Annotated in this window: 22 protein-coding genes; 12 read left to right on the top strand and 10 right to left on the bottom strand. The window is 59.5% G+C overall.

All coding sequences use genetic code 11. From position 1 onward, the window contains the following. Nucleotides 1–87: 87 nt before the first annotated feature. Nucleotides 88–1,170 carry an endonuclease/exonuclease/phosphatase family protein gene (locus tag IF654_RS03920; RefSeq protein WP_194862750.1) on the top strand — a complete coding sequence of 361 codons (1,083 nt, stop codon included), beginning with the start codon at nt 88–90 and terminating at the stop codon, nt 1,168–1,170. 514 nt (nt 1,171–1,684) lie between these two features. Here the strand turns inward: IF654_RS03920 and IF654_RS03915 are convergent. The 4 genes from IF654_RS03915 to hrpB form a co-directional block, all read right to left on the bottom strand. Beyond that, nucleotides 1,685–2,299, bottom strand: a complete 615-nt coding sequence (locus IF654_RS03915; protein WP_194862751.1) for a hypothetical protein — start codon at nt 2,297–2,299, stop codon at nt 1,685–1,687. Then, nucleotides 2,296–3,753, bottom strand: a complete 1,458-nt coding sequence (locus IF654_RS03910; protein ID WP_194862752.1) for a PAAR domain-containing protein — start codon at nt 3,751–3,753, stop codon at nt 2,296–2,298. Before IF654_RS03910 ends, IF654_RS03915 begins: the two co-directional genes overlap by 4 nt. A 243-nt stretch (nt 3,754–3,996) precedes the next feature. Next, the gene (locus tag IF654_RS22830) at nt 3,997–4,221 is read right to left on the bottom strand and encodes a hypothetical protein (protein ID WP_230683754.1); all 225 of its coding nucleotides are present in this window, start codon (nt 4,219–4,221) and stop codon (nt 3,997–3,999) included. A 1,094-nt stretch (nt 4,222–5,315) separates the two neighbouring features. Then, nucleotides 5,316–7,850, bottom strand: a complete 2,535-nt coding sequence (hrpB, locus tag IF654_RS03900; protein ID WP_194862753.1) for an ATP-dependent helicase HrpB — start codon at nt 7,848–7,850, stop codon at nt 5,316–5,318. 102 nt (nt 7,851–7,952) lie between these two features. Between hrpB and IF654_RS03895 the strand changes: the two genes are divergently transcribed. Continuing rightward, entirely contained in the window at nt 7,953–8,372 is a 420-nt protein-coding gene (locus IF654_RS03895) for a hypothetical protein (protein WP_047281354.1), read from the top strand. Nucleotides 8,373–8,386: 14 nt separating this feature from the next. Next, nucleotides 8,387–9,280: a cation diffusion facilitator family transporter gene (locus tag IF654_RS03890; protein ID WP_047273527.1), complete on the top strand. Its 894-nt coding sequence runs from the start codon at nt 8,387–8,389 to the stop codon at nt 9,278–9,280. Here IF654_RS03890 and IF654_RS03885 read toward each other — a convergent pair. Then, complete coding sequence (locus tag IF654_RS03885; protein WP_194862754.1) at nt 9,274–10,284, bottom strand: DUF6515 family protein; 1,011 nt, start codon at nt 10,282–10,284, stop codon at nt 9,274–9,276. The genes IF654_RS03890 and IF654_RS03885 overlap by 7 nt on opposite strands. 413 nt (nt 10,285–10,697) lie before the next feature. On the opposite strand from IF654_RS03885, the gene IF654_RS03880 reads away from it, so the two are divergent. Together IF654_RS03880 and IF654_RS03875 are read left to right on the top strand one after the other, a co-directional pair. Beyond that, a complete protein-coding gene (locus tag IF654_RS03880) occupies nt 10,698–11,177 on the top strand; it encodes an Lrp/AsnC family transcriptional regulator (RefSeq protein WP_047274261.1) in 480 nt (159 codons plus the stop codon). 88 nt (nt 11,178–11,265) lie between these two features. Then, entirely contained in the window at nt 11,266–11,475 is a 210-nt protein-coding gene (locus IF654_RS03875) for a DUF2788 domain-containing protein (protein ID WP_047273525.1), read from the top strand. Here the strand turns inward: IF654_RS03875 and IF654_RS03870 are convergent. The 4 genes from IF654_RS03870 to IF654_RS03855 form a co-directional block, all read right to left on the bottom strand. Then, the gene (locus IF654_RS03870) at nt 11,470–12,036 is read right to left on the bottom strand and encodes a pseudouridine synthase (protein ID WP_162493716.1); all 567 of its coding nucleotides are present in this window, start codon (nt 12,034–12,036) and stop codon (nt 11,470–11,472) included. The genes IF654_RS03875 and IF654_RS03870 overlap by 6 nt on opposite strands. A gap of 242 nt (nt 12,037–12,278) precedes the next feature. Continuing rightward, the gene (gene amn / locus IF654_RS03865) at nt 12,279–13,751 is read right to left on the bottom strand and encodes an AMP nucleosidase (protein ID WP_162199724.1); all 1,473 of its coding nucleotides are present in this window, start codon (nt 13,749–13,751) and stop codon (nt 12,279–12,281) included. 84 nt (nt 13,752–13,835) lie between these two features. Then, the gene (locus tag IF654_RS03860) at nt 13,836–15,485 is read right to left on the bottom strand and encodes an acyl-CoA dehydrogenase family protein (protein WP_194862755.1); all 1,650 of its coding nucleotides are present in this window, start codon (nt 15,483–15,485) and stop codon (nt 13,836–13,838) included. 75 nt (nt 15,486–15,560) lie between these two features. Continuing rightward, nucleotides 15,561–17,933 carry a hybrid sensor histidine kinase/response regulator gene (locus tag IF654_RS03855; RefSeq protein WP_194862756.1) on the bottom strand — a complete coding sequence of 791 codons (2,373 nt, stop codon included), beginning with the start codon at nt 17,931–17,933 and terminating at the stop codon, nt 15,561–15,563. A gap of 288 nt (nt 17,934–18,221) precedes the next feature. On the opposite strand from IF654_RS03855, the gene IF654_RS03850 reads away from it, so the two are divergent. The 4 genes from IF654_RS03850 (at nt 18,222) to IF654_RS03835 (ending at nt 21,748) form a co-directional block, all read left to right on the top strand. Further along, nucleotides 18,222–19,019 (top strand): hydroxymethylpyrimidine/phosphomethylpyrimidine kinase, encoded by a 798-nt coding sequence (locus IF654_RS03850; RefSeq protein WP_047273521.1) that lies wholly within the window; start codon nt 18,222–18,224, stop codon nt 19,017–19,019. Between the two features lie 17 nt (nt 19,020–19,036). After that, nucleotides 19,037–19,660: a thiamine phosphate synthase gene (gene thiE, locus IF654_RS03845; RefSeq protein WP_047273520.1), complete on the top strand. Its 624-nt coding sequence runs from the start codon at nt 19,037–19,039 to the stop codon at nt 19,658–19,660. A gap of 31 nt (nt 19,661–19,691) precedes the next feature. Continuing rightward, nucleotides 19,692–20,975 carry a glutamate-1-semialdehyde 2,1-aminomutase gene (hemL, locus tag IF654_RS03840; RefSeq protein ID WP_070414380.1) on the top strand — a complete coding sequence of 428 codons (1,284 nt, stop codon included), beginning with the start codon at nt 19,692–19,694 and terminating at the stop codon, nt 20,973–20,975. 224 nt (nt 20,976–21,199) lie between these two features. Then, nucleotides 21,200–21,748: a tetratricopeptide repeat protein gene (locus tag IF654_RS03835; protein ID WP_047273518.1), complete on the top strand. Its 549-nt coding sequence runs from the start codon at nt 21,200–21,202 to the stop codon at nt 21,746–21,748. Nucleotides 21,749–21,798: 50 nt separating this feature from the next. Here IF654_RS03835 and IF654_RS03830 read toward each other — a convergent pair whose 3' ends face one another. Further along, on the bottom strand, nt 21,799–22,125 hold the full coding sequence (locus IF654_RS03830) for a DUF1820 family protein (protein WP_019411970.1): 327 nt from the start codon (nt 22,123–22,125) through the stop codon (nt 21,799–21,801). 132 nt (nt 22,126–22,257) lie between these two features. Here IF654_RS03830 and miaB point away from each other — a divergent pair, with 132 nt between their 5' ends. The 3 genes from miaB (at nt 22,258) to ybeY (ending at nt 25,250) form a co-directional block, all read left to right on the top strand. Next, nucleotides 22,258–23,586: a tRNA (N6-isopentenyl adenosine(37)-C2)-methylthiotransferase MiaB gene (gene miaB / locus IF654_RS03825; RefSeq protein WP_047273517.1), complete on the top strand. Its 1,329-nt coding sequence runs from the start codon at nt 22,258–22,260 to the stop codon at nt 23,584–23,586. A gap of 193 nt (nt 23,587–23,779) precedes the next feature. After that, a complete protein-coding gene (locus IF654_RS03820) occupies nt 23,780–24,799 on the top strand; it encodes a PhoH family protein (protein WP_047281359.1) in 1,020 nt (339 codons plus the stop codon). Further along, nucleotides 24,792–25,250: an rRNA maturation RNase YbeY gene (gene ybeY, locus IF654_RS03815; RefSeq protein WP_047281360.1), complete on the top strand. Its 459-nt coding sequence runs from the start codon at nt 24,792–24,794 to the stop codon at nt 25,248–25,250. The genes IF654_RS03820 and ybeY overlap by 8 nt, the downstream gene beginning before the upstream one ends. Nucleotides 25,251–25,276 lie beyond the last annotated feature (26 nt).

The following is a 25,276-nucleotide window of genomic DNA, read 5'->3' as shown; positions in this document are numbered from 1 at the left end:
GAAGGTTCACCTACAAGCCTGCCAGTGGGATGCCGAGCATGGGGCGCGTATGCTCGGCCTTCTGCGCAACCTTTATAAGCCGAGTCCATGTCACGTCTTTTACGTAATACCGTACTGGGTGTGTTGCTGACAGCAGCGCTGTTGGCGTGCCTGATCTACAGCCTGACGTGGCGCCCGCAGGCCAGGGAGGTGCTGCCCGTCAGTTGCCCTGCCTCGGCCCCGGTGCTGGTGCCCGGTCAGGCACTCAAAGTCATGACCTGGAACGTGCAATACCTGGCGGGCAAGCGTTACGTGTTCTGGTACAACCTGAGCGACGGCAGCGGGCCGGATACCCGCCCCAACCGCGAGGACATGGCCTACAGCCTGGATCAGGTGGTGCGCGTCATCCGCGACGAAAAGCCCGATCTGGTGTTGCTGCAAGAGGTCGATCAAAACGCCAAGGCCAGTGCCTATCAGGATCAGCTCAAACTGTTGCAGGAGCGCCTGATCGACCTGTACCCCTGCAGCGCGCAAGCATTCACCTGGAAAGCCGACCTCGTCCCCGACCGGCACATTTTTGGCAGTGTCGGTCGCACCCTGGTGACGCTGAGCCGCTTCCAGATCGAACACGCCGAGCGCCTGCAATTACCGGTGGCCGAGGCCAACATCGTCAGCCGTCAGTTTCAACCCAAACCCGCCCTGCTGGTCACCTACCTGCCCCTCAACGACGGCGGGCAACTGGTGGTCATCAATACCCAACTCGACCGCCCGACGCTGAACAACAGCAACCTGCGTCGACAAATGCAGGCGACCGCTGCGGTGGTGGACAAGTTTGAGGGTTACGGCACCCCCTGGCTGATCGGCGGGGACTTCAACTTGCTGCCTATCGGCCAGTTTCTGCGCCTGCCCGCCGAGTTGCGCGCAGGTTACTCGCCTGACAGCGAGCTGCACCTGCTGTGGGAAAAGTACCCAATGATTCCTAGCAACCCTGAAGCCACCGGCATCGACCGCGAACTGTGGCTCACGCATTTCCCGAACAATCCGCGTGTCGAAGAGCCCGATCGCACCCTCGATTACCTGTTTTACAGCCCGAAACTCAAACGCATCGAAGGCAACGTGCGTCAGGAAGACACGCTCACCATTTCTGACCACTTGCCTGTTGTCGGCCGCTTTTTACTGCCGCTGGACTGAACCGGCCCCGCCCGTCAGCGGTCAGGTTTTTCTGGGTTTGATGCGCGCCGTGGCTTCAGCCACGAGTGGATCGTCGGGCCAGTAATGACCCGTATCATAAGACGAGTACGAAGGTTGACACGCTGGAGACAATGATTTTAGTGGCCTGCATGGATTTAACAACTTTCTACATTGACAGTCACAGGTCCGGTGTCAGGTAGCCGACCTCCGCCCAGATATAACTGACATTATCTGAAATCAATTTAGCAATTACAGAGTCTTCCTACTCAAATGAGGCTGCTATAGGTGTTTGGCTGCCCATCGTCAGAGTTGCTCTGCTAGCTTTCTTAATCAGTGGTGATAATTTGGGGTGGTTACGGTCTTTCCTGGTGTTCGCTGAAGCAGTTTCATAAAACGGTGGTTTTATCGAACTGCCCAGACCGCGCAAGGGTTTGGGTTAAGTGCGATTTCTGTTCCATTGCACCCCAAAACCCGCTTACTGCTCTTCGGTTTTGAACTCAGACACGATATAGGCTCATGGATACCCCCATGGGGTGGCCAGTTGTAGCGTGATGAGGTAGCGCTCCTCTGTCGGGTTACGATCATCCTGGAAGCGACCAACCACCATCATCACTTTGTATTTGTTTCCTGCTTGCCAATAAGACTTACCCCCTTTGTTCACATTCCGTAAATTGGCACGCCATTCCGGTGTGTCTGCGAACGGAGGCCAGTAATTGACGTCGACGGGTATCCAACCACCTTTGCGCCATTGCTCTTGCAAATCCAACACGACCTTGAGGGTATCGTCGAGCAATAGCGGCTCGACTTGAGGGGAGATACGGATGTTGCTGACTCGTTCGTTGTCGAATGAAACAGTGAAGAAGCGAGCTGGTGGGGTTACGAATCCATATTGAGGGTCTATGAGGCGAAGACGAGCATCAGAGGTTATAAATCTTCCCCAATTTTTTCCAGGAATGGCTGGGCGGATCGCGGCACTGGAGCGCTGTCGCATATCTTCCCAGGGTTCGCCAGGTGTCAACGCGACTTCCGGCGTATCGGCAAAAAGACGCACTGTTGCAAAGACAAGAAGCGCAGCAACGATTAGCGAAAGCCCGCCCCGTTGCCAACCTATCAGCCCGAGACGGCTCATTGGACGCCTTTGCCTTTGGCTATATCATCAATGGCCTGTTCGATTCTGGGTCGTTCAGTGCTGTGCAACAGCTCGTCAAACTGCTCTGCTGCTTTAAGCACGAAGGTCATACGCTGGTCGATATCGGCCAAATTGGCGGTGGGGTTGCTGCTGAACTCAATGGTGCGGCCATCGCTGATTGGTCTGCACTGGCTTGCAAGGGTCAACTCAATGGCTTGAGCTACTCCGGATGGGATGCCGGTTACGTAGGACAGATGGTTGCCGCGCAAAAGCCTTACGAGTTTTTGGTCGGTATACATCGCTGGCTGAAGGATATTCTGTTGTTCGTGCCACGCCATGTGCACAACGCTTTGTGCGATATTTCCAGCATCAATTGCTTTGAAAGCTTGCAAGATTTCTTTGTAATCAATACCGAATCTCAGCCTCATCTCCCCAATTGGCCACAACACAGGCTGCTGACCATCGTCAGAAATTTTTTCCCGAAAACGCAGGCATGTTTCAAGCAGTTTTAGACCACGGTCTTTATAAAACGCATGCAAGGGGAATACATCCAAAAACAGCGTTGTATTACCCATTGCCATCATTTCGTACACATGCTGATAAAGCTGTTGCACGCTCGACAACGGCTCTCCCTCACTGCGTATATCAACGCTGGGCACCGGATTATTACGGTTAGCCTGTCCATACTCCCGTTGCCTTTTCTTGTACTCCAGAAGCTTTGCCTTTCTTTCACGCTCTTCAGCGCTGAACAGTCCCCACACGCCTGCTCTGGCGCTGTTTTTCAACTGTTCCGCTGCCTCATATTCCGCCTGAATCTTCTCGATGGATTCAGATGCATGCAACAAGCCACACCCTACCTGTTTGGATGCAAATGCGGCGAGGCCAGCCCACTGAAAACGGTTATCGGATTGCCATAGTTGAGCGTAGGCAGAGTTGATCATCTGGTTACGCACCTCGGGGTCGGCTATCAACTTTCCGCCGGGTGCAATGAAGTCTTCGGCTTGTTTTTGGTAAAAACGCCAGTTTTTATCACAGGCGGACTCGATTGTTTCTGTGAACCCGGAGGAAGGGATGGAAGTAGTGGTGGCGTTTGTAGGGCGCGTTGTGGCTGGCGCGTGTTGGGCTGTTTCAGAGGTGGTTCTGGTCGCTGTTCTTCTGGCTTGCGGTGCAGAAGGTTCGTTCTGGTAACTGGCTGTGAGCACCGAAGGAATCAGTCGGGCTCTACAGGGGCAACCGCTAAAGCTGTCCAGAGTGCCCGCCATGAGCCGACCATGACTCACCATGTGCGAAATGCCCCCGATGATCTGATAGGTTTTCCCGTCGATCCCACAAGAGACCCGATCACCTGCACAAGCATGAAGGACACCATATATGTCCACTCTGGGATCACCATCCAGCACTTTGCCGCCGCAGGTAGTGTTGTCACCCAAGCCAATGAAATAACCATCAGTCATTGATTCTTCTCCATTTCGTCTGGTCGGGTCCAAGCTGTTTTCGATCGTAAATTGACTGTCAGTTTCGACATCATTCGAACAGCGCAACACTGAACAACCATCAAGCCGTGCCACACCTCATGGCTCAGCACTCAGCACGCCTTCACGTGCCAGGAACAAGCAGGCGCCTTGGGCCGTATTGATAATCTCGTCGCCATGGCTGAGGTAGCTGCCAACCAAGGCAACATGGCTATTCCCTCCCCCCTAGGCCGTTATGATTTGGGCCTGACGGCCATCGTCATACACAACGTAATCGCCTTTCTGCGCTGCGCGTACCCGCTGGCCGTTGTCCAGTGTGAATACCCGCGGCGATGTCGCTTGTTGAATCACCCCGCCGTTACGAGTTTGGCTGCACTCGATGGCCACTCGGTAAATGGCGATCGGGGGATGGGCTTTAGCGCAGGCCTGATTTTCATTAACAATCGCCAAGGTTTGTTCATTGAAACCGGCAAGCTGCTGCTCCGTGGAGGGGATTTATCCAGAGTGCGAAGAAATTCAGGGGAGACTTTGTGGATATACAACAGGGGCAGCTGCATTCATTTGTATGATCCTGATCCATGGGGTTTGGGCTATTGCCCTCTTGTCACCTCAGCAAGAGCGATATGCCTAGTGCATCTCGGCCGGTGATAAAAAGTGGAGGATGTAACACATACAGCACCTTGGAGCGGTGGTTATAGGAAGTAAATAGGATTTTTCCCAAAGTCACTCATTCCCAAAGGATTTGGTTGACCAGCAGGGCATTATCAGTGCGCGGTTGTATCGCAATCCCCGGAATGCACATGCAGGAATGGCTTATGTTGGTTCTTGGCTCCATTGCTCCCCCTCCAAAACGAACGTTTGATGGGCTGTCAGTTGCAAACAATGTGAGCGCAAGGAGCCCGTGAGAAGGAATTAACCTGAACAGAAAAAGTGAATTAGTGACGGAGTTATACCCGATGGAGCTCGAAGAATGGTGGAACTCGAACTCAGCGAAAGATTGCTGGGCTCAGGGTTTTAGGAATGCCCCAACTCCATCTGATGATGACTTTAAGCATCTCATCCTCTCCACGACTTCGGCCTTTCCTGACCAACTTACCGCCGAATTACAGCTAAAAGAGATAACGGGCTACTTGCTGAACAGTTTCTGGCATGGGTCTACAAGGCTTATCGAGGTCAAGTTGACAGTAATGCAAACCATTCTGAGACGGCTGAAGCAACAGAGCTCGTCGAGGATACACCCTCGTCTCCGACCTCAGGCGGGGACGAAGAAAGCGAGTGGCAGCAGGTGATCGTCACTCAGTATGAAAGAAATCGCTTTGCCCAAATTGTCACGCTATGGTGCATAGTGCCGCCCCGCCTATCCCGATGATGGAGCTACGTGAGCAGCTAGTCCGTGATCGTTAGCTGCCTAGACTAAGCACCACGCTGAAGAGCAAGCGGAGCGCGCAAGCCAAGATGGCTGAAGGCGTGAGGATGGAAGCCCGCAGGGCCTAGACGCGAAGGCGGCTTGGTTACGACAGCCGTCCGGCAGGCACGCGCTACCCTCAAGACTTTCTAGGCTTGACTCTAGTAGTCGCTTCAGCCACGAGTGGATCGTCGGGCCAGTAGTGTTTGGGGTAACGCCCTTTCAGGTCTTTTTTGACCTCGGCATAGGTGCTGCGCCAAAAGTTGGCCAAGTCCTGCGTCACCTGCACCGGCCGCCGCGCTGGCGACAGCAGGTGCAATTTCACCACCTGCCGCCCGCCCGCAATACGCGGGGTATCCGCCAGCCCGAACAGCTCTTGCAGGCGCACAGCCAATATCGGCGGGTGTTCGCTGTAATCCAGCCGCACCGATGAGCCAGACGGCACTTTGATGTGATGGGGCGCCAGCTCCTCTAACCGTTGCGGTAATGGCCACGGCAGCCGGTTATGCACAATGCTGGACACATCGAGGCTGGCGAAATGGCTGAGCCGCGAGACACGTGTCAGGTACGGCGCCAGCCAGTCTTCCAGGCTGGCCAAGAGCGCCGCATCACTGACATCCGGCCAGTCACTCTGGCCCTGGGCCTCAAGGTCCAACTGACGCAACAGGCCTACACGGGCTTGCCATTGACGCAGCTCCGGCGTCCACGGCAATAGTTCCAGGCCTTTGCGTCTCACCAGATTGACCAATGCCTGTGTGCGCGCGGTTTCGTCGAGCCCCGTCAACGGTTCGCGACTCAACACCAGCTCACCCACTTTGCGTTGACGCTCAGCGCGCAACACGCCTTCGCGCTCGTCCCAATCCAGTTGGTCGATCACGCTGACCTGCTCTCTCAACACATCGTCCAGCAACGCGGGATCAAACTCTGCCGCCAGGTAGATACGCTCTTCGCGCTGCCCCTGGCGGCTGCCGAGGTCGGCGATAACCAGCCACGGCTGCTTCATCAGGGCATCGACCTCGCTGAACAACGCGGCCCGGCCATTGGCCAGACGGTATTCGGCGCCGCCGGGCTTGCGCTGCTGGGCGATGCGGTCGGGATAAGCCAAGGCCAGCAAGGCGCCGAGCCAGCGCGGGTGCTCGGGATCTGCCACCGGGCGGGCCGGTTTGCCGCGTAACTGCGCACGGTACTGGCGCGCCAGTTGTCTGGCACGCTGTACGCCGCCCTGCCCGCCCCGCGCTGCGCGGACCTCACCGTCCAACAAGGCCAGGCGGCTGTGCACATCGGCCCCCGCGCCGCGAAGAATATCCCGCTCACCCAACAGCGCGGCGACGTGACAGGCCATGTCTGCCAGGCCCCATTCCTGACCGCGCAATAACAAGTGCGCGATACGCGGGTGCGCCGGTAACTCGGCCATCGCCTCGCCATGCGCCGTGAGGGTGCCTCCTTGATTCGACGCAGGGTTCATGGCGCCCAAACGCTCCAGCAACTGTTGCGCCTGTGCATAACTTGCCGCGGGCGGGGCATCCAGCCAAACCAGCTCCTGCGCACTGACGCCCCAGCGCGCCACTTGCAGCGCCAGCCCCGCCAGATCGGCCTGCATCATCTCGGCAGTGCCATACGCCGCCAACTGCGCGTGCTGATCTTCTGACCACAGGCGATAACACACGCCGGGCTCCAGTCGCCCGGCGCGACCAGCCCGCTGCGTGGCGCTGGCGCGGGAAATACGCTGGGTGTCGAGGCGCGTCATGCCACTGCCGGGATCGAAACGCGGGACACGCGCCAGCCCCGCATCGATCACCACCCGCACGCCGTCGATGGTGAGGCTGGTTTCCGCAATATTGGTGGCCAGCACCACTTTGCGCAGGCCCGAAGGCGCCGGCTCGATAGCCGCCCGTTGCGCTGCCAGCTCCAGTTCGCCGTGCAGCGGGCACAGCAGAATGTTGCTCTGTGACTCCAGCGCTTGTGCTAATTGTTGATGAACCCGCCGGATCTCTGCCTGACCGGGCAGAAACACCAGCAGACTGCCCGTTTCATCATTGAGGGCGTCCAGTACGGTCTGTACCACCCTCGGCTCGATGAACTCACCGGGCACGAACGGACGGCCCCAGCGCATGGCGACCGGGTACATGCGCCCTTCGCTGCGTAAGATCGGGGCGTCGTCGAGGACGCTGGCAAGCCGCTCGCCCTCAAGCGTGGCCGACATCAGCAAGATTTTCAGCGGCTGTTCATCGCGAAACAGCTCGCGGCCGTTGAGGCTCAGGGCCAACGCCAGATCGGCATCCAGACTACGCTCATGGAACTCGTCGAAGATCAGCAGGCCGACGCCCTCCAGCGCCGGATCCTGCTGCAAACGCCGGGTGAGGATGCCTTCGGTGACCACTTCAATGCGCGTCGTGGGGCCCACTTTACTGTCGAGGCGGATGCGGTAACCGACGGTCTCGCCGACCTTTTCACCCAGTTCGCTGGCCAGCCGTTCGGCCGCAGCACGGGCAGCGAGGCGTCGGGGTTCGAGCATCACAATCTTCTGCCCCGCCAGCCACGGTTCGTTGAGCAAGGCCAAAGGTACACGGGTGGTTTTACCGGCGCCGGGCGGTGCTTCAAGCACGGCTTCGTGACGTTGAGTCAAGGCGTGGCGCAGCGCGGGTAAAACTTCATCAATCGGCAGAGAAATCATGGTGGCTCCAGAACAGTGCGGCGAGTATAACGGCGAACAGTTCGGCATTAAGCACCGTCTTGATGCCGGGATCGGCCCTTCAAACGTTTATGAGGTTTTGAGATGCGTATGTCTTCGCGCGTGATAGGTGGCGTTGTGATTGCCGCCCTGCTCACTCAACTGACTGCCTGCGGCAGTATTTTCTTCCCGGACCGTCGCGGGCAGATCGACGGCAAGGTCGACCCGATGATTGCGGTGCTCGATGCCGTGGGCTTGCTGTTTTATGTGATCCCGGGCCTGATCGCCTTTGGCGTCGACTTTGCCACGGGCGCGATTTACTTCCCGCCAGGCAAAACCGCGCACATCGCCCCACAAAAACTGCAAGACGCCATCGGTGCGGACGGCAAGGTGGATAACAGCAAGCTGCAAACGATCCTTGAGCGTGAACTGGGCGGCAGCTTCCCACTCGACGATCCACGCCTGATCCAGCACACGGGCAGCGTGCAGCAATTGGCCCTTTACGGCCTTGCCCCCGCCGCCTGATACAAGGAACGTTCATGACCAGCAGCCCGGAACACGCGCGCCTGTTACGCCTTGCTACCCGAGCCTCGGTGGCAGTGGCAAGCCTTTTGATCGTGACCAAGGCCATCGCCTGGTGGCTCAGCGGTTCGGTCAGCATGCTGGCCGGGTTGACCGACTCGTTGCTGGACGGCGTGACGTCGTTTCTCAACCTGTTGGCCGTGCATTACGCCTTGCGCCCTGCCGACGATGACCACCGCTACGGCCATGGCAAGGCCGAGTCCCTCGCCGGGATGGCGCAGGCGCTGTTTATTGCCGTAAGCGCCGTGCTGATTGCGATTCAGGCCATTGAGCGCCTGAAACACCCCGAGCCCATTGGCGCGCCATGGATCGGCATTGGCGTGATTGTGTTCTCGCTGGTGATGACCGTGGCGCTGCTGGTGTTACAGCATCGGGTGGTGAAGGCCACCGGGTCGAACGCGGTGCGCGCCGACTCGCTGCATTACCGCTCCGACCTGTTGCTCAATGGCAGCATTCTGGTGGCGCTGGTGCTGGCCAGCTTCGGTTGGCCGCAGCTGGACGCGTGGTTTGGCCTGGGGATTGCGGGATACATCCTGTGGAGCGCGATCCAGATCGCCCGCCAGAGTTTTTCCGTGTTGATGGATGAAGAGTTACCGGCTGACGTCAGCCAGAACATGCTGGAACTGGCCTGCAGCGTACCGGGCGTGTTGGGGGCACATGACCTGCGCACGCGCATTTCGGGGAATATCTGGTACGTGCAATTGCACCTTGAATTGCCCGGCGAGCTGACGCTCTCGGTAGCTCACGACCTCAGCGACCGCGCCGCCGAGGCGATTGAGCGCCGTTATCCACAGGCCGAAGTGCTGGTGCACGCCGACCCGCAGGAAGTGGTCAAACACCGGGCTCAGTAAGTGACCTGATAACCGCGGCTGCTCAGGCAGTTGCCCTGCGCCTGACGGTAGGTTTGCACCACCGCCGGTGAAGGCGCGTAGGTCACGCTGGCCGGGTTAAAGCCGCTCTGGTCGACGGCCCAGCGGTAACAGTCGTAGCGATCCTGATCCACTTGCGCAGGTGTCTGGCCATTGGCCGGATAGGCCACCACGTCGTAGCCGCTGCTCAGCGGTTGCGGCGCGGCCACGGGGATGGGCGCTGGCGGTTGCACCACGATGTAGTCCTGCGTCGCGGGTTGATAAGCGTAATACGCACCGGCGGCGAGAAATAACAGCGAGCTGCCGATCCACACTTCACGCGCGTAATCGGGCAGATAGCCTACACGGATCCCGTAGGGCGGCTGCACCACGACATAACGCGGGCCGTGGGGGCGATACCAGTAACCGCCGGAGTAGAAATAGTCCTGCCCACGGTAGGGCACTTGCCAATAGCGGTCGGGAAAGCGGTCAACCCTGTAGCCGGGACGATAGCGAGGGCCCGGCCCCCAGCCATTGCCATGCCCGTCCGGCCGCCCCTGCCAATGGCTGTCATCGGGACGCCCGTTATTGAAACCGGGGTTTGGGCCGTAGCCGGGCCGTGGGCGACCTTGCCACTGGGAATAGTCGCCGGGACGCCGGGGAATATCCTGATAGTGACCCTGGCGTGGTGGCTGAGTCTGCTGCACGGAGTCAGGTCGCGGCTGAATGCTTAACTGATTGCCGGGCGCTGACGGGCGATGTTGCGCCCCGTCGCCCTGAGGACGACTTTGCCATTGGCCACCTTGCGGCTGACCATGGCCGCCGGACTGCGGGTTGTAATCGGGGCGCGAGGGGGCGTTCGCGCCTTGACCGTGAGGGCGATGCTCGCCGCCGTCGGGCCGACCTTGCTGAGGATGGCCTTCACCCCGCTCATCAGCCACCACATGACCGCTGACACCGACACTGAGCAAACTGACGACAGCCAAACGCCAGAGACGCGATTTCATGATGTTCCTCACTGCAGGTAGGGGCGTAACGATAAGACTGGAAATCCGGGAACCGGTTCGGCGGCAGGTTAGCAGGTCCGGCACTTATTTTTGGCCATAAAAAAGGGCGACCCGTCGGCCGCCCTTTGAATTTTTTCGTCCTGGCTCAACACGTGTGGTGTTGGCTCACCTCGCTCCGTCTTCTGGACAGTGCGTAGCCCGGGGGCCGGGGCAACCCTGTGGGGTTGGCGGCCGCGGCTGGCCTGATTCGGCGGGCCGCAGTGGACTCTATGTCCGGGCAGTGATTCTGGTGTAAAGCATAGGCCTGTGCGAACGGCACACGATTGCGAAGATTGCTCAATAAAACATTACTTGCGCAATTTTTGACTTAAGGTGGATACTTTCACGCAATAGTTATGACAAAGGGTAACTTCGTGAGCAAACTCGACCGATACGACTTGAGTATTTTGGCGGAATTACAGCGTGATGCACGCATCTCCAATCAGGAACTGGCCGAACGCATTGGGCTCTCGCCTTCGCCGTGCTCAAGACGGGTCAAGCAACTGGAAGACGATGGCTACATCTCGCGCCAGGTCGCCTTGCTGGACCGTAAAAAGCTGGGGTTGAGCCTGACCGCCTACGTACTGATCGGCATGGACCGTCATACGCCAGAACGTTTCGAGAATTTCGAATCCGCCATCCGCAGCCTGCCCCAAGTGCTGGAATGCAGCCTGGTGACCGGGGTTGACGCAGACTATCAGTTGAAAATCGTGGTGCCGGACATGGACCACTATCAACAGCTGTTACTGGGCCATCTGACCCGGATCGAGGGCGTGACCAGCGTGCGTTCAAGCTTTGTGCTCAATCAGGTGCTCAACAGCACCGAGTTGCCGCTCACGCACTTGCGCACGTAAGCCGCCACCGGCTACGGGTCACTACCCGCCGCGGGCATTGGCGTATACTCGCCCGGCTTTTCACCCCCGATGACGCTGGAGAACACTGATGGATCCTGCCGTATTTGAAGAGTGGATGATGACGATTCTGGTCAGCATCCTGATCATGTTCATGGCTTTTATCGTCTGGGATCTGGCGAAGAAGTCCAAGGCCGGGCGTTTCGGCTCGTTTATCCTGTTTTTCGTGCTGGGGCTGGGTGTGGCCGCGTTCATCATCAAAAGCGTGGTGATCGGCTTGATTGAGTCTGGCGCGCTATAGCCGCGCCGGCACTTCCCTGTACTGCCCCTGCTCCAGGCCCTCGATGCTCCAGTCGCCAATGCGCACACGCACCAGCCGCAACGTCGGTAAACCGACAGCGGCGGTCATGCGCCTGACCTGACGGTTACGCCCTTCGCGAATCACCAGTTCCAGCCAGGCCGTCGGCACACTTTTGCGAAAGCGCACCGGCGGGTTACGCGGCCATAGCTGCGGCTCTTCAAGCGCCCGCGCCTCGGCGGGCAACGTCTTGCCGTCGTTGAGCAGCACCCCGTCGCGCAGCTGTTGCAATTGCTCCGGGGTGGGCTCGCCTTCTACTTGCACCCAATAGGTCTTGGGCAGTTTGTGTTTCGGGTCCGCGATCCGCGCTTGCAACTGGCCATCATTGGTCAGCAGCAGCAACCCTTCACTGTCCCGGTCCAACCGTCCGGCCGGGTAAATGCCGGGGATCGGGATAAAATCCTTGAGCGTCGCTCGCCCGCCTTCGTCGCTGAATTGAGTCAGTACATCAAACGGTTTGTTGAACAGGTACAGCTTGGGCTCAGCAGGTGGCGCCTTGGCCACGCGACGACCGGCGGTGTGAGGTTGAGGGCTTTTAGACGCCGGACGGCGTGGGGCGGGACGAGCAGGACGGGACATGGCACACCGGACATCTAGCGATCAGGGCGGGCAATGCTAGGGGCTGTTCCCGTTTCATTGCAAGCCGCGTCGCTGAATCCCATTTAGCCAGGCAAGGCGCAGCGCGAAGGGAATGGGGTTCCCTTCTCAAGCTCTGCAACGCAGCCTGGCTAAATGACCATCACCCATCAACGGAACGGCGGCTCGTCGAAGCTGCGCAATTTGCGCGAATGCAACGAGTGCAGCTGATTGCGCATCAAGTCCACGGCGGCAATGCCGATCTTCAAATGCTGGCTGACCGCGCGCTCATAAAACGCGTTGGCCGAACCGGGCAATTTGATTTCACTGTGCAGCGGTTTGTCCGAGACGCACAGCAGCGTGCCATACGGTACACGCAAGCGATAACCTTGCGCGGCGATGGTGCCGCTTTCCATGTCCACGGCCACGGCGCGAGACAGGTTAATCAGTGGACGTTCCTGCGCCCAGCGCAACTCCCAGTTACGGTCGTCGTAGGTCAGCACAGTGCCGGTGCGCAGACGCTTTTTCAGCTCATCGCCATGCTCGCCCGTGACCTGCGCTGCCGCTTCTTGAAGCGCCAACTGCACCTCGGCCAAGGCCGGGATCGGAATGTTCGGCGGCACCACACGATCAAGAATGCCGTCGCGGCGCATGTAGGCGTGGGCCAGCACGTAGTCGCCAATGGTTTGCGACTGACGCAGGCCGCCGCAGTGGCCGATCATCAACCAGCAGTGCGGACGCAGCACCGCCAAATGGTCGGTGATGTTTTTCGCATTCGACGGGCCAACCCCGATGTTCACCAGCGTCACGCCATGGCCATCGCTGGCTTGCAGGTGATACGCCGGCATTTGGTAGCGGTGCCACACCACCCCGGCCGCAATGGCTTGCGCTTCGCCGTAGTCCATGGATTTTTCGATCAGCACATTGCCCGGCAGCACCATGCGCACAAAGCGCGGGTTATCGCGCAGTTGTTCAAGACCGTGGAGGATGAACTGGTCGACATAACGGTGGTAGTTGGTCAGCAGGATCCACGGCTGCACATGGCGCCAGTCGCTGCCGGTGTAATGCACCAGCCGCCGCAGCGAGAAATCAACGCGGGCGGCATCAAACAGCGCCAGCGGCAGCGGGTCGGTGTTTTCCCAGTCGTACAGGCCATCCGCGATGCCATCGGTGGCAGCCGACAGGTCGGTGCTCGGGAATACCCGCGCCAGCGCAGCGGCCGTCACGCCGGAGCCCGCGAGTTCGTCGCCCTGCTCTACCACGTACGGATAAGGAATGTTTTGCTGGCTGACGCCGACCTCGACGTCAACGGTGAAGTCGCGCATCAGCGGCACCAGCTGTTCCAACAAATAATTACGGAACGCGGCGGGATGGGTGACGGTGACGCTGTACGTGCCGGGCAGTTGCACCTTGGCATAGGCGCGGGTGATAACGGGCACTTCGCCATGAAAGCGGTAGGTCAACCGCAGTTCCGGGTAGCGGAACAGGGCGCGCTCTTGCGCAGACGGCTCGATGCGGTCTTTGAGATAACGCTTGAGTGCCTGGCTTAACGCCGTGGTTGCGCGCTCATGCAAGGCTGCGAGGCGGTCGACAGCCTCTTCAGCGGTGGGGACGACAATAAAAGCTTCAGTCACGATGAGCATCCTGTCTTCTGAACGGGCAGGCCGTTATCTTGCCTGCATCGCTGAGCAAAACACAGCCCGTTACAAGTCGCGGTGGCCGACCAATCAGCCCACGGACGGCGTTGAGCGCGCCACGATGGCCGCGACGTTCAAGCCGCGCGGCAAAGCGCCATAGGTTCGCGCGCTGCCATGCAGGCGGCTGGCGATAAAGGCGTCACTCACGTCGCTGTTACCGGCTTGGAGCAGTAATGTCGCCTGTAACCCCAACGCGATGTCTTCGGTCAGTTGCCGGGCGCGGTATTGAATGTCGTCGGTGTCCTTGAGCGCGGTTTTGAGCTGCGCGATGTGCTGCGCCAGTCGCCGGTCGCCATGCCCGTCCCCCAGTTCCATGAACAACGCGTCCAGCACACCCGGCTCTTTGGACAAGGCGCGCAACACGTCCAGGCACTGCACGTTGCCCGAGCCCTCCCACGTTGAGTTGACCGGGGCTTCGCGGTACAGGCGCGGCAAGATGCTGTCTTCGACATACCCCGCACCACCCATGCACTCGGCGGCTTCATTAATCATCGCGGGCGCCCGTTTGCAGATCCAGTACTTGCCCACGGCAGTCACCAGGCGCGAGAACTTCGCCTGCTGCGGGTCGTGCGGATGATCCAGTGCCTGCCCCATGCGCAAACTCAAAGCCAGCGCCGCTTCGCTTTCCAGCGCCAGGTCCGCCAGCACGTTTTGCATCAACGGCTGCTCTGCCAGTACCCGGCCGCCCACGGTGCGGTGCGCACAATGATGGCTGGCCTGGGTCAATGCCTGACGCATCAAGGCGCTGGAACCCACCATGCAGTCAAACCGGGTCATGGCCACCATCTCGATGATGGTCGGGACGCCGCGCCCTTCTTCGCCCAGCATCCATGCCAGCGCCCCGCGAAATTCAACTTCGCTGGAGGCATTGGAGCTGTTGCCGAGCTTGTTTTTCAGACGCTGGATGTAAAACGCGTTGCGGGTGCCGTCCGGCCGGTGGCGCGGCAGCAAAAAGCAACTCAGGCCCTTGTCAGTTTGCGCCAGCGTCAGGAAGCCATCGCACATGGGTGCCGAGCAAAACCATTTATGGCCCAGCAGCTCATAGGCCTGGCCCGGCCCCGGCGCCCCGACCGGGTAAGCACGGGTCGTATTGGCGCGGACATCGGTGCCGCCCTGTTTCTCGGTCATGGCCATGCCCAGCGTCACACCGGCCTTCTGGCTGATGTCCACGTTGCGCGGGTCGTAGTGGGTCGCGAGTACTTTGGGCAGCCAGATCTGCGCCACATCCGGCTGCAAACGCAGCGCGGGGACGCTGGCAAAGGTCATGGTCAGCGGGCAACCACTGCCGGCTTCAGCCTGGGTATGCAGGTACGTCATGCACGCCCGGGCCACGTGGGCACCAGGGCGCGGGTCCGTCCAGGGCAACGACGGCAAGCCGTGTTCAATCGCCGTGCGCATCAGCTCGTGATACGCGGGGTGAAATTCCACCAGATCGATCCGATGACCAAAACGGTCATGGCTGACAAACACGGGTTTGTTTTCGTTGGCCAGAAAGCCCGCGGCCATCAACGGCCCACCGGCCAGTGCGCCGTATTCGTCGATGCGCGCCTGCGCCCAACCGGCGCCAAAGCGCTGACCCCACGCTTGCAGCGGCAGGTCGATGCGGTACAGGTTAACGCCGTCCAGGGAGGGCGGCTGGTTGGTGACTTCGTGGGTTTCTGCGTACTGATGCAAATTCATTGCGCGGGCTCCTGGGAATCATGCCAATGGAGCCAGTGAAGCACGCATTGCCACCTTCACAAGTGGCATAAGCGCCTAAAACTCGACGCTTTTGTCCTCATCGCCGGTTAACAGCCGTTGTGCCAATGCCTGTTGCAGGTCTTCGAAACGCAGCGGTTTGATCAGGAAATCGGTGATGCCCTCCACCTGCGTGCGTGCCGTTTGCGCAGCGGCCTGGGACTCAAACAACGCCAGCACCGGCAACCGGGCGCATGCGGCCAGCGTCAGCAGCTGGCTGCCCATGGATGAGCCGGACACGTGACTGAACGGGCACGCCAGCAACACCGCATCCACGCGCTCCCGGCGCAACGTGTCGACTGCGTCTTGACCGCTTTGCGCCGTCAACACCCGGTAACCCGATTTGAGCAGCATCGCGCGTAACACCGCCGAGTTGGCGGTGTTGTCTTCTACCAGCAAAACGACGTATTGCTCGGGAAAACGCATCGGCATTTGTACGACTTGCGCTGTTTCGAGCGGCGATTCCATTTCGATGGACAGCTGAAACTGCGACCCCTGACCCGGCTGCGAATGATGGGTCAGGTGACCGCCGAGCAGTTCAACCAAACGCCGGCAAATCGCCAGCCCAATGCCCAAGCCGCCATATTCCCGGGTCATGGACCCGTCGACCTGGAAGAAGTGCTGGTACAACTCGGCTTCTTCCTGATGGACAAAGCCGATGCCGCTGTCGATCACGTTAAAGGCCAGGTTCCAGCGACCCGGCCCGGCGGTTTTACCCGTGACGCGCAGGATGACCCCGCCCTGATGGGTGAACTTGATGGCGTTATCCAGCAAGCACTCCAGGCACTGCCGGATCTTCTGGGCATCGCCCAGCCAGGTGTCAGGAAGGGTGCGGGCCACTTCGTGGGTGAAGGAAAGCCCTTTGGCCCGGGCTTTTGGCCCGAACTGGTCGTGCAAACCCTGCAACAGCTCGCCCAGACTGAAACGGTCGCTACGGGCCGACAGGCGACCGGCTTGCAGCTCGGTCAACGTCAAAATGCCATTCACCATGCCCATCATTTCTTTGGCCGAGCCTTCAGCGGTCTGGGTGTACTGCTCAAGTTCGGGCGTCATGTCCAGCGTCTTGATCAACTCCAGAGAGCCAATCACACCGTTCATGGGCGTGCGCAGCTCATGGGTCACAGTGGCCAGGAACTCATCCTTGAGCTGGTTGGTGCGCTCCAGTTGCTGGTTCATGGCCGCCAGTTTTTGCCCGGACTCTTGCAGGGTCCGGGCTTGCAAGTCGCGCATGGCATTGATGCGGTCCGCCAGCGCCAGCGACAGCAGCCCGACTTCAATCGCCGAACCGATCTGGCTGGCATACATGGTGAGAAATACATTCGGCAGATAGCCCAACACCATCAACGTGTTGACCAGGCCGCCGAGCAAAAAGGCGGTCCAGGCGATGACGAAATAACGCGCCACCCGCAGGCCGCGGCACCACGCCACGATCCCGGCCACAAAGATGGTGAAGATAAAGGCCAGCGCCAGACCGGTGGCCAGTCGCAACGAAATCGCATAGCTGGTGGTCAGCGCCAGCACCATGACCAGCGCGCCGATCGCCATCAGCAGCATCAGCGCGCGGTCGAGCCAGCGACTGTGGCTGGCGGTATGCAGGAAGGTGCGGGCGAACTGACAGCCGAAAAAGGCTGCCGAACCGATCAGAAACGGCGTTGCCGCGTTCGCCCACCACGGGTTGTCAGGCCAGAAATACTGCACTGCGGCGCCATTGACCGACAGTTGATACAGGCCAAACGAGGCAATGTAGAAGATGTAATAGAGGTAACTGGTGTCACGCACACTGATGTAGATAAACAGGTTGTACACCAGCATGCCGAGCAGTACGCCGTAGATCAGGCCGAGGATGTAGATGCGCACGGGCTGGTCTTCGAGGTAGGCCTTGGCAGACCACAGCGTCAACGGCGCCTGAATGGAGCCTTCGCTGGCCAGACGCAAGTACACGGTCTGGGTGTGGCCCGGAGAGAAATTCAGCTCGAACAGGTAGTTGTTTTCTTTGACCGGGCGGCTGTCAAAAGGCAGGGCATCACCGGTGCTCTGCGTCAGTTCGAATGCGCCGTCGGCGTTTTGCTGATACAGGTCGATATGGTCCAGCGGCGGGTACGCCAGCTCCAGTAACCAGGACGTACTGGCTTGCGGATCACGCGGCTGATAGTTGAAATCGACTTTAAGCCAGAACACCGAATGCGAGTAACCCGCGTTCAGGGTGTCTTTTTTATGGGGTTGCAAACGTTCAGGATGGGCCACGATATCGGCGATGGTCGCTTGCCCGGCCACATCTTCATAGACGTGCATCTCACGGCCCAAGGGCAGGCGTTGAGTGGTTTCGTCAAAGGTGATTGCGCTGGCCAGCGCTGGCAGCCAGCCCATCAGGAAAATAAAAAAATAGCGCATACAGCCCCAAAATGGCCTGCCCGATTGCGTCTTTGGGCCTCCTTTCCCTTTGAGACGACGTAAACCAGCATTACCTGTTATTCGTTTGAGGGTCACTCTAGCACAGCAGCTAATGGCAAATACACATCACGTAAACATTCAATGCACAGCGTCTAGATCAAGCCTTACAGCGATACTGAGCCTGCAAAAATACAATCTGATACGGTAGTTTTTTCCGAAACTGACGTGAGAAAAATCGCCACACCCTGAGCCGCCCGCAAAAACGGTTTGGTGGTAAGCTCGCGCACCATGAATATCTACAGCTCTCGCCCTGTTGTCCTCTGTCTCTCCGGCCATGACCCCAGTGGTGGCGCCGGCTTGCAGGCAGATATCGAAGCCCTGCTGGCTCAAGGTTGTCACGCCGCTCCGGTGGTCACCGCCCTGACTGTGCAGAACACCGTTAACGTCAGCGATTTCCGCGTGCTGGATCGTGAGTGGGTGCAGGCGCAAGCCGCTGCCGTGCTCAGCGACTCCAACGTGGCCGCGTTCAAGCTCGGCATGCTCGGCTCTTTAGAGATGGTCGACACCGTCGTCGAGCTGCTCAAGGCCCACCCGCACGTGCCGATGGTCTGCGACCCGGTGCTGCGCGCAGGCGGCGGCGGGCGGCTGGGCAAGGACGAAGTGGGGTTCGCCATGCGCGAGCGCCTGCTGCCCCTGGCCACTATTGCGACCCCTAACTTGCCCGAAGCCCGCATTCTGGCCGAGCTGCCGGAGGGCAGCGCCGACGCGTGTGCCGAAAAACTCCTGCCGTACTGCAAGCACCTGCTGATTACCGGCGGGCACGGCGATGAACACGAAGTGCACAACCGCCTGTACAGCCGCGACGGCAGCCGTCACACCTTCACGTGCTATCGCCTGCCTGGCAGCTACCACGGTTCGGGCTGCACGCTGGCCAGCACCCTTGCCGGGCGCCTGGCCATTGGCGAGCAGTTGGTCAGCGCAGTTGAAACCGCGCTCAACTACACGTGGCGCACCTTGCGTGACGCCGAGCAATTGGGTCAGGGGCAATTTGTGCCGCGCCGCTTGCCGCTGGACTTTTGCTCGTAACACAAGGGGCTCGCACCATGAAACTGCGTGGACTTTACGCAATCACTGACAGCCAACTGCTGGCAGGCAAATGCCTGACGTACGTGGAGGCCGCCCTTGATGGCGGTCTGACATTGCTGCAATACCGCGACAAGAGTGCAGATGACGCCCGCCGCCTGCGCGAAGCCGAGGCATTGCGCGAGCTGTGCGCACGTTACGGCGCGCAGCTGATTATCAACGATGACGCCGAGCTGGCGGCGCGGCTGGGCGTTGGCGTCCACTTGGGTCAGACCGATGGCCCGCTGAACCCGGCCCGCGCCCTGCTGGGCCGCAACGCGATCATCGGCTCGACCTGCCACAGTCAGATCGAACTGGCTCAACAGGCCGCCCAGGAAGGCGCGAGTTACGTCGCGTTTGGCCGTTTTTTCAATTCAAGCACCAAGCCTGGGGCGCCGACCGCTACGCTGGAACTCCTGGATCACGCCCGTGCGCAGCTCACTGTGCCGATTTGCGTGATCGGCGGCATCACCCTGGAGAACGCCGCGCCACTGGTCGAACATGGCGCCGACCTGCTGGCCGTGGTGCACGGGCTGTTTGGCGCCGAGACGGCGCAGGCCGTTACCCGCCGCGCCCGTGCCTTCAACGATTTGTTGTCACTTTAACTACCGAATCCTGATTCAGAGAGAGCCCACCATGTCTCGTTCCGAAACCCTGTTTGCCAACGCTCAAAAACACATTCCCGGCGGCGTGAATTCGCCAGTGCGGGCCTTCAAGAGCGTCGGTGGCACCCCGCTGTTTTTCAAACACGCCGAAGGCGCCTACGTGACGGACGAAGACGACAAGCGCTACGTGGATTACGTGGGCTCGTGGGGGCCGATGATTCTGGGCCACAGCCACCCGGACGTTCTGGACGCCGTGCGTGCGCAACTGGAGCACGGCCTGTCGTACGGGGCGCCGACCGCCATGGAAACTGAAATGGCCGACCTGGTGTGCTCCATCGTGCCGTCGATGGACATGGTGCGCATGGTCAGCTCCGGCACCGAAGCCACCATGAGTGCCATCCGCCTGGCGCGTGGCTACACCGGCCGCGACAACATTCTCAAGTTTGAAGGCTGCTACCACGGTCATTCCGACAGCCTGCTGGTTAAAGCAGGCTCTGGCGCACTGACACAAGGCGTACCCAGCTCGGGCGGCGTACCGGCGGACTTCGCCAAACACACCCTGACCACCACGTTCAACGACATCAACGCCGTGGAAAAACTGCTGGCCGACGTCGGTGACACCGTCGCCTGCATCATCGTCGAGCCTGTGGCCGGCAACATGAACTGCGTGCCGCCAGCGCCGGGCTTTCTGCAAGGCCTGCGCAGCCTGTGCGACCAGCACGGCGTGGTGCTGATTTTTGATGAAGTGATGACGGGCTTCCGCGTCGCCCTCGGCGGTGCCCAGGCGCACTATGGCGTGACACCGGACTTGAGCACGTTTGGCAAAATCATCGGCGGCGGCATGCCGGTTGGCTGCTTCGGCGGCAAGCGCGAAATCATGGAATGCATCGCACCGCTGGGCCCGGTCTATCAGGCAGGCACCCTGTCCGGCAACCCGCTGGCCATGGCTGCTGGCCTGACCACGCTGCGCCTGATCAGCCGTACGGGCTTCCACGCCGAGTTGACCGACTACACCACGCGCCTGCTCGACGGCTTGCAGGAACGGGCGGATGCGGCGGGTATCCCATTCGTTACCACCCAGGCAGGCGGCATGTTCGGTCTGTACTTCAGTGGCGCAGACGACATCGTCACCTTCGACGACGTCATGGCCAGTGATGCCGACCTGTTCAAGCGCTTCTTCCACTTGATGCTTGAAGGCGGCGTTTACCTGGCGCCGAGTGCCTTCGAAGCGGGCTTCACGTCCATTGCCCACGGCGATGCCGAGTTGAAGTTGACCCTGGACGCCGCAGAACGCGCATTCGCCGCCCTGAAGTGATCCGCCAAAACGACAAGGGGTGTGGCCCTTGTCGTTTTTTTATGCCCGTAATGCACTGATCTTTTAACCCACTCGTCCAAAATCGTCTTAAATCAACCGATATCACGTTCGCGCAGCAGAAAAACGAGTAAAGACTTTGTAAGGTTGCCTCGGCTTATTTCATAATGCGCGCCTATACATCCCTTGGTCGGGCCCGCCCGTCTTTCAGAGGTACGTCGATTCCCATGAACCGCACCGGCCGCGCCCTTGCAATGGGCTGCCTGTTGCTCCTACAGCCGTTGCTTGCTCAGGCAGGCGGTAACTCGTTGTTGATCCCGGCGATGGGTCGCTGCACCCTCAATACTCAGCCAGAGAATCTGGAAGAGGCGCTCGCCGCGTGCGTGCAAGCGGCAAAAGGCGGGGATGCAGAAGCCGAATACGAGTTGGGCGAGTTCTACTACGACGTCAATAATCCCAAGCGCGACCTCAACCAGGCCCTGAGCTACTTCGAACAAGCGTCACTCCAAGGCCACGCCATGGCCCAGTTCAAGCTCGGCACCATGTTCTACAAAGGTGAAGGTGTACCGGCCAACAACATTCAGGCGTATATCGTGCTGAAAATGGCGGCCGTCAATGGTGCGGAAGACGCACTGGACACCGCAGATGAAGTGGCCGAACAAATGCCCCGCGACCAGCTCGAAACCGCGACCCAGGTGCTGGGACAAATCTTCCGCAAATACCTGATGGAACTGCAATCGACGGACGCCCGTTCGCCTTTTTCGCCATTGCCTTGAGTTCCGGCAGCCCAGAGCTGCCATCTGCATGACTTATCCAGACGCGAGCCTTACTTCTCCGGCATCGGAAACGGAAACGGCATGACATTGCTGACGCCCCGCGCCTCGCTGATTTTGGGCGTGCCCAGGCGTTCCACTTCGTCGATGCGCACAATCGAATGCATTGGCACAAAGCTGCGCACAACGCCTTCGAACTGGGCCTTGAGTTTTTCTTCGCTCGGGTCAACGACCATTTGCGTGCGCTCACCGAAGACGAATTCTTCTACTTCCAGGAAGCCCCACAGATCACTTTGATAGATCTGCTTGGCGTACATTTCGAACACCTGTCCCTGGTTGAGGAAAATCACCTTGTAGATTGGAGCTTCACGTTTGGTCATGGAGGGCGGGTAAACATCTGAAGGTATAAAAGAGGGCGCGAACTATAGCATAGCCTCCTGACGCACAGCGCTAGGAAGCAACGGCTATGACCCCTATAATGCGCGGTTCTTTGAACCACTTGATGAACACCCATGGCCAAGAAGCTTTACATCGAAACCCACGGTTGCCAGATGAATGAGTACGACAGCTCACGCATGGTCGATCTGCTGGGTGAACATCAGGCCCTGGAAGTCACGGCGCGCGCCGAAGACGCTGATGTGATCCTGCTTAACACCTGCTCCATCCGCGAACGCGCCCAAGACCGCGTTTATTCGCAACTGGGTCGCTGGCGCGAGCTGAAACTGGCCAACCCGGAGATGGTGATTGCGGTTGGCGGTTGTGTGGCAAGCCAGGAAGGCGCGGCGATCCGGGATCGCGCGCCTTACGTGGACGTGGTGTTCGGTCCGCAGACCCTGCATCGCCTGCCTGAGATGATCGACGCGGCGCGCATGACCAAGCTGCCACAGGTCGACGTTTCGTTCCCCGAGATTGAAAAGTTTGACCATTTGCCGGAACCGCGCATCGACGGCCCCAGCGCCTATGTCTCGGTAATGGAGGGGTGCAGCAAGTACTGCACGTTCTGCGTCGTGCCTTATACCCGCGGCGAAGAAGTCAGCCGTCCGTTCGATGACGTGGTAGGCGAAGTGATTCACCTGGCTGAAAACGGCGTGCGTGAAGTGACCCTGCTCGGGCAGAACGTGAACGGTTATCGCGGCCTGACCGACGACGGTCGCCTGGCCGACCTGGCGGAACTGATCCGCGTGGTGGCGGCGGTCGACGGGATCGAGCGTATCCGCTACACCACGTCGCACCCGCTGGAGTTTTCCGACAGCCTGATTCAGGCCCACGCCGAAGTCCCGGAACTGGTCAAACACCTGCATTTGCCTGTGCAATCGGGTTCGGATCGTATTCTGTCGGCGATGAAACGCAACCACACGGCGCTGGAATACAAGTCCAAGTTGCGTAAGCTGCGCGCCGCCGTACCGGGTATCTGCATCAGCTCCGACTTCATCGTCGGCTTCCCCGGCGAGACCGAAAAAGACTTCGAGCAGACCATGAAGCTGATCGAAGACGTGGGCTTCGATTTTTCTTACTCGTTCGTGTACAGCCAGCGCCCGGGCACGCCCGCCGCCGACCTTGCCGACGACACGCCCGAAGAGCGCAAGAAAGAACGCCTGAACGCCTTGCAACATCGCCTCAACCAGCAAGGTTTCGAGATCAGCCGACAAATGGTGGGGTCCGTCCAGCGGATTCTGGTGACCGATTACTCGAAAAAAGACCCCGGCGAACTGCAAGGGCGCACCGAGAACAACCGCATCGTCAACTTCCGCTGCGATAACCCGCAGTTGATCGGCCAGTTTGCGGACGTGCATATCGATGCCGCTCAACCCCACTCGCTGCGGGGCTCGCTGCTGAACTGAGCCAACGCGCAGTCGCTGACCCCTGATCGACAAGATCCTCGATGTTTAAAGGGCAGACACCTGCCTTGCGGACCATCGCAGCGGGCGTCAGCGACTACAGATTTTACGTGGTATCAGTAAGCCCTTTCGTCCATGACCTGCTAGCGTTATCCTTCAAACCATCTCAATTGCCTCAGGGCGGCTAAAAACGACTTTGAACGCACCCATCGAACCACATCGTTTTCTCCTCGAGCCTTTTGAGGCTCGCCGCTTCGCCAATCTGTGCGGGCTATTCGACGAGCATTTACGTTTGATCGAACAGCGCATGGCCATCGAAATCCGCAATCGCGGCAATCAGTTCGAATTGATCGGCGACCCTAAAACCACCTCCTCGGCAGAACACCTGCTGCGCCGCCTGTACCGCGAAACCAAAGCCACCGAGCTGTCGCCGGACATGGTGCACCTGTTCCTGCAAGAATCTGCCGTCGAAGACCTGGCCAGCAACCCCGTGGCCGACCCCAGCGTGTCGTTGCGCACCAAAAAGGGCATGATTCGCCCTCGCGGCATCAATCAGCAGCGCTACGTCAAAGAGATTCTGGGCAACGACATCAACTTCGGTATCGGGCCGGCAGGTACGGGTAAAACCTATCTGGCGGTGGCGTGTGCCGTGGATGCCCTGGAGCGCGAGCAAATTCGACGCATCCTGCTGGTACGTCCGGCGGTCGAAGCGGGTGAAAAACTCGGCTTCCTGCCCGGCGACCTGTCGCAGAAAATCGATCCGTACCTGCGTCCTTTATATGACGCCCTGTACGAGATGCTCGGCTTTGAATACGTGGCCAAGCTCATTGAGCGCCAGATCATCGAAGTCGCGCCGCTGGCTTATATGCGCGGCCGGACGCTCAACAACAGCTTCATCATCCTCGACGAGAGCCAGAACACCACCGTCGAGCAAATGAAGATGTTCCTGACTCGCATCGGCTTCGGCTCCACCGCCGTGATTACCGGTGACATTACCCAGATCGACCTGCCTAAAGGCACCAAATCCGGGCTCAACCATGTCATCGAAGTGCTCAAGGACGTACCGGGCATCAGCTTTACGCATTTCCAGTCCAAAGACGTCGTGCGCCATCCATTGGTGCAGCGCATCGTGGAGGCTTATGGCCGCTACGAGCAGGAAGCCGCCGACAAATTGGCCGCCCTGCCCGCTGCCAAGGATTACCGCCACGATGCTTGAGCTTGATCTGCAACTGGCGACCCAGGCCGTCACACCGAGCGAACGCCAGTTCCGCCAATGGTGCGAGCTGGCCTTGCGCCAGCGAACTGCTGACTCGGAAATGACCATCCGTCTGGTGGACGAAGCGGAAGCCCGTGAATTGAACCACACGTGGCGCAACAAAGATTACGCCACCAACGTGCTGTCCTTCCCGGCCGATGTCCCTGACGAATTCCTCGATATCCCGCTACTCGGCGACCTGGTGATCTGCGTCGCCGTGGTTGAGCGCGAAGCCGCTGAACAAGGCAAGGAACTTGAGGCCCACTGGGCCCATCTAGTGATTCACGGCTGCTTGCATCTTCTGGGTTACGACCATATAGACGATGACGAAGCCGAAGAAATGGAAGCACTGGAACGAACGTTGCTTGCAGAACTGGGTCACCCAGACCCGTACGCAGACGACGAAAACTGATCAACACCACTGAAACTACCAAGGGA

The sequence above is a fragment of the Pseudomonas lundensis genome, from assembly GCF_015377145.2.
Lineage (GTDB): Bacteria > Pseudomonadota > Gammaproteobacteria > Pseudomonadales > Pseudomonadaceae > Aquipseudomonas > Aquipseudomonas lundensis.
This window is presented reverse-complemented; position numbering and strand designations above follow the sequence as displayed.

What these genes read in the sequence shown, in the direction of transcription:
- IF654_RS03855 (WP_194862756.1), bottom strand. Translation starts at nt 17,933, where the DNA reads ATGCGCTATTTTTTTATTTTCCTGATGGGCTGGCTGCCAGCGCTGGCC.
- hemL (WP_070414380.1), top strand. Translation starts at nt 19,692, where the DNA reads ATGTCTCGTTCCGAAACCCTGTTTGCCAACGCTCAAAAACACATTCCC.
- IF654_RS03895 (WP_047281354.1), top strand. Translation starts at nt 7,953, where the DNA reads ATGCGTATGTCTTCGCGCGTGATAGGTGGCGTTGTGATTGCCGCCCTG.
- hrpB (WP_194862753.1), bottom strand. Translation starts at nt 7,850, where the DNA reads ATGATTTCTCTGCCGATTGATGAAGTTTTACCCGCGCTGCGCCACGCC.
- IF654_RS03920 (WP_194862750.1), top strand. Translation starts at nt 88, where the DNA reads ATGTCACGTCTTTTACGTAATACCGTACTGGGTGTGTTGCTGACAGCA.
- IF654_RS03860 (WP_194862755.1), bottom strand. Translation starts at nt 15,485, where the DNA reads ATGAATTTGCATCAGTACGCAGAAACCCACGAAGTCACCAACCAGCCG.
- miaB (WP_047273517.1), top strand. Translation starts at nt 22,258, where the DNA reads ATGGCCAAGAAGCTTTACATCGAAACCCACGGTTGCCAGATGAATGAG.
- IF654_RS03830 (WP_019411970.1), bottom strand. Translation starts at nt 22,125, where the DNA reads ATGACCAAACGTGAAGCTCCAATCTACAAGGTGATTTTCCTCAACCAG.
- IF654_RS03890 (WP_047273527.1), top strand. Translation starts at nt 8,387, where the DNA reads ATGACCAGCAGCCCGGAACACGCGCGCCTGTTACGCCTTGCTACCCGA.
- IF654_RS03915 (WP_194862751.1), bottom strand. Translation starts at nt 2,299, where the DNA reads ATGAGCCGTCTCGGGCTGATAGGTTGGCAACGGGGCGGGCTTTCGCTA.
- amn (WP_162199724.1), bottom strand. Translation starts at nt 13,751, where the DNA reads ATGCTCATCGTGACTGAAGCTTTTATTGTCGTCCCCACCGCTGAAGAG.
- thiE (WP_047273520.1), top strand. Translation starts at nt 19,037, where the DNA reads ATGAAACTGCGTGGACTTTACGCAATCACTGACAGCCAACTGCTGGCA.
- IF654_RS03875 (WP_047273525.1), top strand. Translation starts at nt 11,266, where the DNA reads ATGGATCCTGCCGTATTTGAAGAGTGGATGATGACGATTCTGGTCAGC.
- IF654_RS03835 (WP_047273518.1), top strand. Translation starts at nt 21,200, where the DNA reads ATGAACCGCACCGGCCGCGCCCTTGCAATGGGCTGCCTGTTGCTCCTA.
- IF654_RS03850 (WP_047273521.1), top strand. Translation starts at nt 18,222, where the DNA reads ATGAATATCTACAGCTCTCGCCCTGTTGTCCTCTGTCTCTCCGGCCAT.
- IF654_RS03910 (WP_194862752.1), bottom strand. Translation starts at nt 3,753, where the DNA reads ATGACTGATGGTTATTTCATTGGCTTGGGTGACAACACTACCTGCGGC.
- IF654_RS03885 (WP_194862754.1), bottom strand. Translation starts at nt 10,284, where the DNA reads ATGAAATCGCGTCTCTGGCGTTTGGCTGTCGTCAGTTTGCTCAGTGTC.
- ybeY (WP_047281360.1), top strand. Translation starts at nt 24,792, where the DNA reads ATGCTTGAGCTTGATCTGCAACTGGCGACCCAGGCCGTCACACCGAGC.